1 pseudogene is annotated in these 404 nt (G+C 45.3%); it reads right to left on the bottom strand.

The window, feature by feature from the left end:
* A pseudogene (locus CP370_RS09445) lies at positions 1-404 on the bottom strand (cell surface protein); the annotation flags it as partial.

Raw genomic sequence — 404 nt, 5'->3', positions numbered from 1 at the left:
AACTATTTTTCCTGTCCGGTCGTCAACCCACCGGATTACGGCCGTTTTCTTTTTTAATTGGTAACGAACCGTGATGTTTAAGTCGGTACTAGCAGGAGTTACGGGCGTGGCCGGTACCGCATCCTTAGCTGGATCCGTTAGTTGGTAACCATGGGGCAACGGGTCGGGTACCTCGGCAAAAGTAGCTTGTGCACCACTATGCCAATTTTCAGAATCCCGAGGATTGCCTTGATCATCCATTTGAAAATTAGTCGAGGTATTCGAAAAATAGTTTTTTGTCACATGTTCAGCTAAATTATCAACGGTCACAAAGGTAATGGGCCGGGCTACGTGGGTTGGCGCAACCGTTTGGCCATTTTTATCGACATAATGTATAGTTTCGTTGATAGTTTTAGCTTTGAAGT

The sequence above is a fragment of the Lactobacillus sp. UMNPBX19 genome (genome assembly GCF_002553805.1).
In the GTDB taxonomy this organism is placed as follows: domain Bacteria; phylum Bacillota; class Bacilli; order Lactobacillales; family Lactobacillaceae; genus Lactobacillus.
The sequence above is the reverse complement of the archived record's forward strand: the minus strand, read 5'-3'. Positions and strand labels throughout refer to the sequence as shown.